General features: G+C 38.4%; 7 protein-coding genes. 6 read left to right on the top strand and 1 reads right to left on the bottom strand.

What is annotated here, in order from left to right; translation table 11 throughout:
• Nucleotides 1–12 precede the first annotated feature (12 nt).
• Complete coding sequence (locus tag QNI15_RS13665) at nt 13–687, top strand: DUF2071 domain-containing protein (protein ID WP_313992554.1); 675 nt, start codon at nt 13–15, stop codon at nt 685–687.
• 51 nt (nt 688–738) lie between these two features.
• Here QNI15_RS13665 and QNI15_RS13660 read toward each other — a convergent pair whose 3' ends face one another.
• The gene (locus QNI15_RS13660) at nt 739–1671 is read right to left on the bottom strand and encodes a Ppx/GppA phosphatase family protein (protein ID WP_313992552.1); all 933 of its coding nucleotides are present in this window, start codon (nt 1669–1671) and stop codon (nt 739–741) included.
• Nucleotides 1672–1869: 198 nt separating this feature from the next.
• Between QNI15_RS13660 and QNI15_RS13655 the strand changes: the two genes are divergently transcribed.
• From QNI15_RS13655 to QNI15_RS13635, 5 genes are all read left to right on the top strand, one after another.
• Nucleotides 1870–3420, top strand: coding sequence for an acyl-CoA carboxylase subunit beta (locus QNI15_RS13655; RefSeq protein ID WP_313980082.1), 1551 nt, complete (start codon nt 1870–1872; stop codon nt 3418–3420).
• A 310-nt stretch (nt 3421–3730) separates the two neighbouring features.
• Entirely contained in the window at nt 3731–5338 is a 1608-nt protein-coding gene (locus QNI15_RS13650; protein ID WP_313992549.1) for a mucoidy inhibitor MuiA family protein, read from the top strand.
• 172 nt (nt 5339–5510) lie between these two features.
• Nucleotides 5511–7454 (top strand): ATP-binding protein, encoded by a 1944-nt coding sequence (locus tag QNI15_RS13645; RefSeq protein ID WP_314032173.1) that lies wholly within the window; start codon nt 5511–5513, stop codon nt 7452–7454.
• A gap of 15 nt (nt 7455–7469) precedes the next feature.
• The gene (locus QNI15_RS13640; RefSeq protein ID WP_314032172.1) at nt 7470–9341 is read left to right on the top strand and encodes an alpha-amylase family protein; all 1872 of its coding nucleotides are present in this window, start codon (nt 7470–7472) and stop codon (nt 9339–9341) included.
• 324 nt (nt 9342–9665) lie between these two features.
• Entirely contained in the window at nt 9666–12602 is a 2937-nt protein-coding gene (locus QNI15_RS13635; RefSeq protein WP_314032170.1) for a TonB-dependent receptor, read from the top strand.
• Nucleotides 12603–12657 lie beyond the last annotated feature (55 nt).

Raw genomic sequence — 12657 nt, 5'->3', positions numbered from 1 at the left:
ACTCTTACTACTATGAATATTCTAAAGCAACTTCCGATACATTATACAGGTGAACTGCATAATGTGCAACTGATTAACTTTTCTGTTGAGAAAAAAGAAATAGAATCGCAGATACCCTGGAAAATACATCTTAGAGATTACAATGGCCGCGCTTTAATTTCTATGGTCAATGTGCAGCTCAAACATATGCATCCTACCTTTTTGCCTTCTGTGATTCAATTCAGTTACCGACATGTAGCCTTTCGGGTACTGATTGATGATGCAACCTATACAGGAGGAAGAAAACATGGGATTTATTTTCTTCGCTCTTTCACAGACAACCCTTTGATTGCACAGGGAGGTAAATGGTTTACAAGTTATAATCTGGAGACGGCTGAACTGATTGCAACGCCACAATTTCTTACACTAAAACAGAATGACAGGTTTTTAAACTATGTTCTGGATGAAGAAACACCTTGTATCACAAATACATATCTGCATGAAGAAGTTTCTCAGATAGACAGAGCATATTCAATGATAAATAACACAGTATATAAAACCCAGATAATGCGGGAAAAATGGCCAATCGAATGGATTCACTGCTCACACTTCCAAACCAATTTCTTCGAGACAGCACGCCTTGAAGGAGCATTTCAGGTAAGAGAAAAGATTGATTACAAATGGCTTGCAGCAGAACAAGCCCGTTAAGTGATTAAAGGCAGGAGGATTTTTTAAGATAATTCTCCTGCCTTTAATCACTTATTTTAGATGGTCAAATAATACACCTTCTTTCAAAGCATAAGTTGAAGTCTTAATTTGATGGATCTCATATTTTTTTAATACAAAATCTACCAGACAACAAGCTACTACAATCATATCTACCCGCAAAGAAATCATTCCGGGAATAACCAGTCGCTGCTCATGATTTTTAGAAACAAATTCCTGAAAAAGAGACTGAAACACCTCCATTGGCAAATCATAAGAGGTATAATCTGACAAATTAAAGGATTTACCATCACGTAATGCCTGAATTTCTACCAGAGTATCAAACGTTCCAGAAGATCCAATCAACGTTTTGGGATGATACTGATGAATAGCATTGGTAAGAGGTAATAGTTTTTCATTCAGAAAATCATACATTCGTTGTACACTTTGTGGAGAAATGGGATCTGTCTGCATGAATTTATCTATCAGACGTTGTCCACCTATCTCGAAACTTTGTTTCCAGTATATTTTATCTGAATTACCAATAATAAATTCAACACTTCCTCCTCCAATATCAATAATCAGAGATGGCTTGTCTTCCATATCCAAAGCAGCTCTCACCCCATGATAAATAAGTTCAGCTTCACGGTCGCCTGATATAATTTCTACTTGTATACCAGTAGCTTCTCGGATTTTCTGCACAAACCCCTCCCCATTACGAGCATTTCTTATTGCAGAGGTCCCTGTAGCAAAGATATTATCCTTGGATACGTTCAGATCAGCAATCTTATGAGCATAGGTAGTGATGATAGACAATCCACGATCGAATGCTTCAGGTGCGATAATCCCCTGACTGATCCCACCTTTACCAATACGGGCAGGTTGTTTCTCTTCGTGAACCGGAATGATCTTCCTATCTTCAGAAATATCAGCAACCAGTAAATGAAATGTATTAGTGCCAAGATCAATAACTGCTACTCGATTCATAGTTTTGTTAGGTTGTTTCCAATGAAAAGTTGTATTTTGGGCGGAAATACAGAATTAAAAATAGTATCTCCAAAGATTGTAAAAAAGTCATTGATGCAAACTAAATTACCGGAGATAATACATTGCAATAATGAACTTACAGTCAAAGGCTTATCTCAGCCCTCGTTTTATACTTTGTAAACTCATATTTTTTTATTCATGACTCATCAAGATAAACTACAAACCCTTGAAAGAAAAAATCAGGAAGCCCTGCTGGGTGGTGGCGAAAAAAGAATTGAATCACAACATAAAAAGGGAAAACTTACAGCTCGTGAACGAATAACATTATTAGTTGACGATGGATCATTTGAAGAGATAGGCAAGTTTGTAACCCATCGCAGTACAGATTTTGGACTGGATAAAGAGCAATATCCTGGAGACGGAGTAGTAACAGGTTATGGCACCATAGAAGGGCGGCTGGTATATGTATTTGCTCAGGACTTTACTGTATTTGGAGGAGCACTTTCTGAAACACATGCCGAAAAGATCTGTAAAATCATGGATCTGGCCATGCAGAATGGAGCTCCTGTGATTGGCCTCAATGATTCAGGTGGAGCTCGTATTCAGGAAGGTGTATTATCACTGGCAGGCTACGCTGATATTTTTTACCGCAACACACTTGCTTCTGGTGTGATTCCACAAATATCAGCCATTATGGGCCCATGTGCAGGTGGAGCCGTTTATTCTCCTGCCATTACAGATTTTACACTAATGGTAGAAAACACTTCGTATATGTTTGTAACAGGTCCCAATGTGGTTAAGACTGTTACACATGAAGAAGTAACCTTTGAAGAGCTAGGTGGTGCCAGTACCCACAGTACCAAAAGTGGAGTTACACATTTCGCCTGTGCCAATGAACTGGAATGCATTCAGCACATAAAAAAACTCCTAAGCTATATTCCTCAAAACTGCGAAGATGATCCCTTACGCTTGCCGTATGAAAGCATAGATGGAGAACTTCGTCCAGCTTTGGGAGATCTAATCCCAGAAAACCCCAATCAGCCCTATGATATCCGGGAAGTCATTGATGGCATCATTGATGAAGGAAGTTTTTTCGAAGTGCACAAGAACTTTGCCGAAAACATTGTAGTAGGTTTTGCCCGACTGGGAGGACGAAGCATTGGTATTGTAGGTAACCAACCTGCTGTATTAGCTGGTGTACTGGATATTCATGCCAGCACCAAAGCAGCACGTTTTGTCCGTTTCTGTGACTGTTTTAATATTCCATTGCTAGTATTGGAAGATGTACCTGGCTTTTTGCCCGGAACTGACCAGGAATGGAATGCTATTATCACCAATGGGGCAAAATTGTTATATGCCTTTTGTGAAGCAACAGTTCCTCGCATCACAGTTATTACCCGCAAAGCCTATGGAGGAGCCTACGATGTAATGAACTCCAAACATATTGGGGCTGATATGAACTATGCCTGGCCAACAGCAGAAATTGCAGTAATGGGTGCAAAAGGAGCGGCAGAAATCATCTTTAAGCGAGAAATTGCTGAATCTGAAAATCCGGAAGGAACTCTACAGGAAAAGGTAGCTGAATACACTGAAAAATTTGCCAATCCATATCTGGCAGCTCAACGTGGATATATTGATGAGGTAATTAAACCAGAACAAACACGCTTTAAATTGTTGCGGGCCTTTGCCATGCTGGAAAACAAAGTAGCTAAGCTCCCTAAAAAGAAACACGGTAATATTCCATTATAAACAAGTCCTATGATCTCTATTTCTGTTTTCAGCAAGGACTATTGCAGAGATAGTTCATTAGATTACTATTCTGATTAAAGAAGAGAATGAGTCAAATAACGATTAATTAAAGCTTGTATCTAAATACCGATCAAAATAATTATTAATCGGTATTTAGATCATTTTGAAAAGCAATCAAAATCTTGATCAAATTTCAGTTTGTATAATCCTAAGTTCGATACCAAAACAATCATTGTCTGATCAAGATTTCGATTACAACTGTACTTGACCTGATTACTGTTCTAATCTATCCACACCATTTCTTCCATCTATGATACTTACGTCTTCTATTACCACTGTTACTGTTTTTACGGACCGTGCCTCTGTGACTCGTACAGGCCAGGCAGAACTGGAGGCAGGTGAACATACACTTATTTTTGATGATCTTCCGGGAATAGACGAGAACAGCATTCAGGTAAATGGCGCTGGAAAAGCTACCCTTGGGAATGTTAAATTTCAGACTGCCTATGAAGACGTTCCGGAAGTAGATAAACAAGCAGTGCTTGATGAAAAACAAAAGCTGGAAGATCAGAGACAGGATATGGAAGATGCTATATCCCGATTGGGAAAAGAAAAAAACTTTCTGGAAAATATAAGTACTAAAATTACTACCCCCACCGAAGAAAGTGACAAAACAGAACTTGATTCTGATAAGTGGTTAAAGATTATGACCTTTTATAGTCAAAAACTGGAAGGAATTGATAAAGAAATCCGAAAGATTGAACGTAGCAAACGAGATATTAATGATCAGATTACAAAGTTGAACTGGCAGCTGCAGCAATCAGGAGTCAAAAACCGCAAAATAAAAAATCAGGTTGCGGTAACTCTAACTGTTAGTGCACCAGGTAGTGTCGTACTAGATCTTACCTATATTGCATTTGGTGTATCCTGGGTTCCGGTATATGATCTTCGGGTAGTGACAGAAAATAAACAAATGAGAATTTCCTACAATGCCCGCATCAATCAGACAACAGGTGAGGACTGGCTGGACTCAGAATTAAAACTTTCTACTGCCCGTCCACAAATAGCAGGCTATCAACCTGAACTTTCACCCTGGCGGGTAAATATCTATTCTCCTTATCCACCACCAGTAATGTCGATGCCAAGAGCCAAGAAGATGGATTTGTCTACCAAAGAAACCAGTGTAGCTTATGGGGGAGGTGGATATAATGATGAACAGGAAGAAGTGGCATTTGCAGGTATACCAGCTATAGAAGCAATAAATGCTGTGGCAGAAACAGGTAGTACAGCTGTAGTATTTTCGATTGCGGGTAAGCATACCATAAAAGCCGACAACTCAGACCATCAGGTAAGTATTCTGATCGAAGATTTTTCAGCTTATTTTCAATACTCAACAGTACCAAAACTTTCACAATTTGCCTATTTGAAGGCTAAAGTAACCAACGAAACAGATTTTCCATTCCTTGCAGGTGAAGCCAATGTTTTTTTGGATAATCATTTTGTAGCTACTACACGATTGCAAACTATTGCTCCGACAGAAGAATTCTGGACCTATCTGGGAGTGGATGAAAGCTTTAAAATTGAGCATAAGTTTCTAAAGAAATATGAAAAAAAGGAAACCCAGTTGTTTACCAAAAATCGCAAAGTATTAGTCTATGAGTACCAGATTAAAATCAAGAGCCACAAAAAAACACAGGAAGAAATTGTTGTATGGGACCAGTTGCCTATTTCAGGTAATGAACAAATAAAGGTTCAGCTACTCGAACCCACTTATAAGGAAAACACAGATGCACTCAAAAAGAATGAACTGGAATATCTGGAGTGGTTTTATAAGATAAAAGCAGGAGAAGAAATCCTGATTCCATTTAAATTCACAGTAGAATATCCGCAAGATGTACAGGTTACCGGGTTACAATAATTTATGAATCAACAGGATGTTGTTTTTGTAAACATCCTGTTGATTCTGATACCAGTGTACCATTTTTTTATTCTTATATGATCAACAAGTGATTAACGCTTGTCGGATGGTTACTGGCAATCAGAAAATTATCTATATTTAGTAGGAAAATAACAAATCGCCATGCCCCTCCATGATCCGATTTCTTTCATATGTGTTACCTGTCTGCATTCTTCTTACAGGATGTTTGTCTCGAACTAGCCACACACCACAATCACATCATGGAACATTAGATCTTCGTACCTGGAATTTTGCCAGCGATGGTACTGTAAAACTAAATGGTGAATGGGATTTTATCTGGCTTGATGCATTATCAAAAAAAAATCCGGATACTCATACCTTCATACAGGTTCCTGGTTCATGGAATAATCAACCTGTAGGAGGACAAAAAATAAAAAGTCAAGGTACAGGCATTTACCGGTTACAAATCCGTATTCCTCCAGCTTATAAATCCAGTGTTCTGGGTTTGCGACTACCTATCATATCTACTGCCACCAAGATTACCATCAACAATGCACATGTCTTTAGTGCTGGTTCTCGAACCTTACCCGAATATAAACCGGACATTGTTCCTTTTGTTGCCAATGATACAGTTATTAAACTCACAATTGTTGCCTACAACTTTTATCATGACAAGGGTGGACTCCGATATCCGATCGAGATTGGCTTGATATCCGATATTGAGCATCTCAGAGATATCTCTATTGCAACAGACTTCTGGTTGTTAGGAGGTATTTTATTGATGGCCTGTTATCATCTGGGGTTGTTTCTCATCAGAAGACAAAGCTATGCTGCTTTATATTTTTCCATTTTTTGTTTCCTGATTGTTATTCGTGTGCTGGTAACGGGCGAGTATTCTATCCGTTATTTTACCCATATTAGCTGGTTTGCACTCAAACGTATTGAATATCTGGTATTTTACTTACCATTCTTAGTTTTTACATTATTTATACGAACGATTTTCCCAGATCTTTTCCCAAAAAAGGTCTTTTTATCTATCTGTGTAATCATTTGTATCTGTGTCGTCATTGTACTTGTCACACCTACGATATTCTTTACTGGATTTATTGATTACTTCTATCCCGTTGGTGCACTGATGATGGTCTATGGATTGGTTATTGTAATTCAGGCTGTTCGAATCAAAGCACTTGGTAGTCTCTTTTTTCTGATAGGGTATATTGCCGTTTTCCTAGCATATCTCAATGATGTTTTGTATACAAAAGGCTATATAGCAACAGGAGATCTGATTTCGGTTGGTTTATTTGTTTTTTTGTTGGGTCAGGCTTTATTACTGCTACAGTACTACTCTCAGGCCTTTACAGCTCTTGAAATAGCCAACAACAAACTTTCCAATCAAAATACGATCATTAATCTCCAAAATGATGAACTCAAAGGTCTTAATGATGAACTGGACAACTTTGTTCGTCGTACTTCACACGATCTTCGGGCACCTATTGCCTCTGTAAGGGGACTTATTCACATTGCACAGAAAGAAACTGACCCTACTAAACTTCAGGAGTATTTCCTGTTACAGGAAAAAACATTATATAAACTGGATCGAATCATTCATGATATTCTGGATTTTTCAAAAAACAAAAGACTGGAAATTGAAAATGAACCCATTGACTTTTCTAAGTTACTTCAGGAAACACTGGAAAATCATCTTTTCATGGAGCATGCTACTCACATCGAAAAAATAACAGAATGTCAGGTAACTCATGTTTTTTATTCAGATGCCAAACGTCTGGAAATTATATTAAATAACCTGATATCCAATGCCATCAAATACCATGATCCAGCAAAAGAGAATCCTTACATTAAACTCAGTGTACTAGCCGATGATAAAGAAGCGCTGATTACAATTGCAGACAATGGTCTGGGTATTGCAGAAGAACATCATCAGAAAATATTTGATATTTTTTATCGTCTTGGCAATCATCCCAACAGCACAGGCGTGGGTTTATATATCGTAAAAGATGCGGTTGCAAAGTTAGGTGGTACGATTACCCTGGAATCTAAATTGAGGACAGGCAGTACATTCCACATAAAAATTCCTAATTTGGCGCCACAATATTAAAAGCAGTCCACTGTTATGAAAAAGAAATTATTTTTAACTGCTGCATTAGTTACAGGCTTACTTTCTTGTTCACCCAAAAAAGACGTACCCATGCTGGATACCAATGACGAAAATTTGCTTAAAGAAGAAGTAACAGACAACAAACTGACGATTTATCAGGTATTCACCAGATTATTGACTAACACCAAACATGTTAACAAAAAATATGGCACACTGGAAGAAAATGGGGTTGGGAAGTTTAATGATATCAATGAACGCCTCCTTGGTGAGGTAAAAAAAATGGGATTTAGTCATATCTGGTACACTGGTGTTATTGAGCACGCTACCATGACTGATTACACTAAATACGGAATACCACTGGATGATGCAGATGTAGTAAAAGGTCGTGCAGGTTCTCCTTATGCGATAAAAGATTATTATGATGTCAGTCCTGATCTAGCAGTGGATGTACCTAAACGTATGCAGGAATTTGAGGCATTGGTATCTCGTACACACAAAGTGGGGTTGAAGGTTATCATTGACTTTGTACCAAACCATGTAGCCCGCACCTATCATTCCGATGCCAAACCAACAGGTGTGCAAGATTTAGGGGAAGGAGACGACAAATCCAAAATCTTTGATACAAAAAACAACTTCTACTATCTACCAGGTACTTCTTTTCGGGTACCACATGAATACCATGCACTTGGAGATCTACCTCATCCAACCAAAGATGGACATTTTGATGAAACACCTGCAAAGGCAACCGGCAATGACCAGTTTACTCCCGGTCCACATGTAAATGACTGGTTTGAGACGATTAAGCTCAATTATGGAGTGGATATTGTCAATAACCGGGCAAGACACTTTGAACCAATCCCTAATACATGGGAAAAGATGCGTGATATTCTGCTCTTCTGGACAAAAAAAGGTGTAGATGGCTTCCGGTGTGATATGGCAGAAATGGTTCCAGCAGAATTCTGGGGATGGGTAATTCCTCAAATCAAAGAAGCGAACAAAGATATTGTATTTATTGCCGAAATCTATAATCCATACGAATACAACAACTATATTGATAAAGCAAAATTTGATTATCTGTATGATAAAGTAGGGTTGTATGATACGCTACGTTCTGTTATTCAACATGGCACCTCAGCCAATCTAATTTCTGCCAATTGGAAAAACCTGCAGGGAATCAATAACCATATGCTTAGGTTCATGGAAAATCATGACGAACAACGAATTGCCTCTGAATTCTTTGCAGGAAAGCCAGAAAAAGGTATCCCTGCAATGGTAGTAAGTGCAACATTGAACTCTGGCCCAATTATGGTCTATTTTGGACAGGAAGTAGGCGAACCAGCTTTGGGAGAGGAAGGATTTAGTGGTGATGATGGAAGAACTACCATTTTTGACTATTGGGGAGTGCCTCAGTTTCAGAACTGGATGAGTGTAGACCGTTATGATGGTGTAACACTGGAACCTTCTCAGCAACTACTCAGAGAGAAATATGTAAAGTTACTTAACTTCTGTGCTACCAGTGAAGCAATCCGTAAAGGGGGCTTGTATGACTTACAGGCTGCTAACAATGGTGGCAAGACAGCTGGCTATGAAGAACATAAAATCTATAGTTATCTGCGTTTTACCGAAAATCAAAAATTACTGATTATCGTTAGTTTTGAAGAAAGTCTCAAACGCCGTATTAATGTACGTATTCCAACCAATGCCCTTGCAGCTATGGAGTTGTCAGCAACAGCTAACTATGATCTGAAATGTGTATTGGGTGACCACAAACCTGTCTCATTCAATGCTGCAAACGTGACAGATCCCAATAATGCACAAGCAGGTATTCCATTAGAGCTCGAACCTTTGACTGGATATATTTTTGAGATCAAAGAAGAGTCAAAATAACCTTATTAGTGATTGCCTAAAAAGCCTCTGGATATAAATTCAGGGGCTTTTTTTATTATAATCTGGCGGCACAAACGATTTGATTATCCCATCTACTCTGGTCACAGGAAATAGGAACTTTTCTTTTACTCCCCTACCCTTTCTTGCTCATCCTACCCAATTAAACTCAGCATGTAGACCTATTTATTCTATTTGTCTTGACATTTCCTGAGTTGGTCCATTTTATAAATAGACCTCAGATTTTCTTCAGATGTTTAGATTCTAATCCCTTATCTAATCTCCCAATTAGGGAATAACCATAACAACATTTTACATTTTTCATAAATGAACACCCAACTCAAAAAATCTGCAATACAAAGAAGCATTACCCTCCCATTGTTGAGTATTTTCTTTGTTCTTCTGACACAATTTGCTGGCGCACAAAATCGACCTGTGTATTATGAAGTATTTGGCGTAATACTGGACGCAACAGATGGGAAGCCTGTAGAAGGAGTCAATGTTGTTCTGATCAATGGCAAAAACAATACGCAACAACAGGGAACTATTACCAATGAGAAAGGAGCTTTTACTCTGCATTTGACTGAAGCAGGTACCTTTCATCTGAAAGCCAGTTTTGTTGGATATAAATCTACTGAACAAGATATTACTGTTACTACTAAAAGCCTTAATCTTGACAAGATTAAGATGGAGCAAGCCACTATCAAGCTAAAAGATGTATTGGTAGAAGCTAAACCCAATCCTATAGAACAAAAAGGAGATACAACGCAATACAATGCAGGTTCTTTTAAAACACATCCGGATGCAACAGCTGAAGACCTTGTTACAAAAATGCCCGGCATTTCAGTTGAGAATGGTACAGTAAAAGCTCATGGAGAAGACGTAAAAAAAGTACTGGTAGATGGGAAGGAATTTTTTGGAGATGACCCAACTGTAGCTCTACGCAATCTCCCAGCTGAAGTTATTGACAAAATTCAGGTGTATAATCAGTTAAGTGATCAGTCTCAGTTTACAGGCTTCAATGATGGTCAAACTCAGAAAACGCTGAACATTGTGACCAAATCAGATAAACGAAACGGAACTTTTGGTAAAATGTATGCAGGATATGGCACTAATGAACGCTATTCTGTAGGAGCAACTATACACAGATTTCAGAATCAGCAGCGTTTCTCTCTTATCGGACTTTCCAACAACATCAATCAGCAAAATTTTTCGTCACAAGACCTCCTTGGAGTTAGTACTGGCAATGGTGGTGGAGGTGGTCAGGGTGGAGCCGGTGGAGGTGGCGGCATTGGTGGAGGAGGTGGAGGAAATAGTTCCAGTAACTTTCTGGTTGGTCAGCAAAGTGGTATGAACACGACAAATTCTATTGGACTGAATTATACAGATGAATGGGGTAAAAAAGTAAAAATTACAGGTAGCTATTTTTTCAACAAGTCCAACAATACAACCAATAGCTTAACAGAACAACAATATTTTATTTCGAACAATACCTATACCGAAAATAATCGGGTTAACAGTATCAACTACAACCACCGCTTCAATCTGAGATTTGAATATACTATTGATTCAGCTAACTCATTGTTGATTACCCCTCGACTCAATTTGCAGAACTATAACTCAGGTAGTCTCTTATCAGCTCTGACAGCCTCACCCGAAAGTCAACTGACACAAGTTTATACTGACTATAACTCAAAAAATAACGGATATACTTTTACCAACGAAATTCTGTTCAGACATAAATTCCAAAAGATAAGACGTACATTTTCAGTAGCTGTCACAACCAATTTTAATGACAAAAACGGACAGAATAAACAATATTCAGAAAATCAATACTTTACCACTGACTCATCAGCGATTATCAATCAACTCTCAGACACTCGTTCAGATGGATCTACTTTGGGAGCAAGATTTTCGTATACCGAACCTATAGGTAAGAAAAGTATACTTGAGTTTAACTACAATCCCTCCTATACACGCAGCAATTCAACTAAAGAAACCAATGCATTCAATGAAATCACAAAGACCTATAGTATACTGGATACCTCTCTTTCTAATAATTTTAAAAACACAACATGGACGCAAAGCGGAGGCTTGAATTATCGGTTACGGGGAGCCAAGTATAATTTCTCTGTAGGTACAAATTATCAGCGTGTAGCACTGAACAGTTCGGAGCTATTTCCAACAGATCTGAAAGTAAATAAAACCTTCAATAATCTGATGCCTACAGCTATGCTTGAGTATCGGTTTACTAAAAACACTAACCTTAGGGTCTTTTATCGTACATCTACCAATACACCCAGTATTTCGCAGTTACAAAATGTAATCAACAATAGCAACACCGTTTTGCTCACGACAGGTAATCCTAACCTGAAACAGGAATATGTACATAGTATCATGCTTCATTATGGCAAGGTAAATACAGGTACTATGCAAAATATGTTTTTTTTCGCCAATGCTACTTATACAACCAATTACATTGCAACTTCTACTTTCACAGCCTCAACAGACACATTGTTGGCAGAGGGAATACTCCTATCGCAGGGAGCGCAGTTATCACGTCCAGTCAATATGGCTAGTTCCTGGAATGTACGTAGTTTCTTTGTATATGGGTTACCTGTAGAGCTATTAAAAAGTAATTTCAATATCAATACTGGAATAACCTACCAAAGTACTCCAGGTCTTATTATCCGTAATGACAATCAATATATCAACCATGCCAATACCTATGGATTAAACTCCAGTGTAACACTTAGCAGCAATATCAGTCAGAAAGTAGACTTCCGGGTTTCGTATTCTGCGACGTATACTATTGTTAATAATACCGTTCAATCTACACAGAACAGTAATTATTTTTACCAGGTATCCTCTGTAAAATTAAACTGGCTTCCATGGAAAGGTTTGGTATTCAATACAGACGTAAATCATTCTCTATACTCTGGATTAAGTAGTGGATATAATCAAAGCTTTTTGTTATGGAATGCAGCTATAGGATACAAGTTCTTGAAAAATAATGCAGGGGAACTTAAGCTTTCAGTATTTGACCTACTTGGACAAAATACAAGCATTAGTCGTACAGTAACAGAGACCTATATACAGGACAAGCAAACCCAAGTGTTGCAACGCTACTTCATGCTCACCTTTACCTACAATCTACGTAGCTTCCCTGGAGTGCAAAACAGACGGATGGGTCCACAAATGGATGGCATGGGACCGCCTCCTGGTGCAGGACCTGGTGGCCCTGGATCAGGCCCTTTTAACTAAATACATAACACCAAAGACCCTCATTTTCAGAAACGGATGAGGGTCTTTCTTTATA

The sequence above is a fragment of the Xanthocytophaga flava genome, assembly GCF_030068545.1.
In the GTDB taxonomy this organism is placed as follows: Bacteria; Bacteroidota; Bacteroidia; order Cytophagales; family 172606-1; genus Xanthocytophaga; species Xanthocytophaga flava.
Note: the sequence above shows the minus strand (reverse complement) of the source record. Positions and strands in the feature narration are given on the sequence as shown.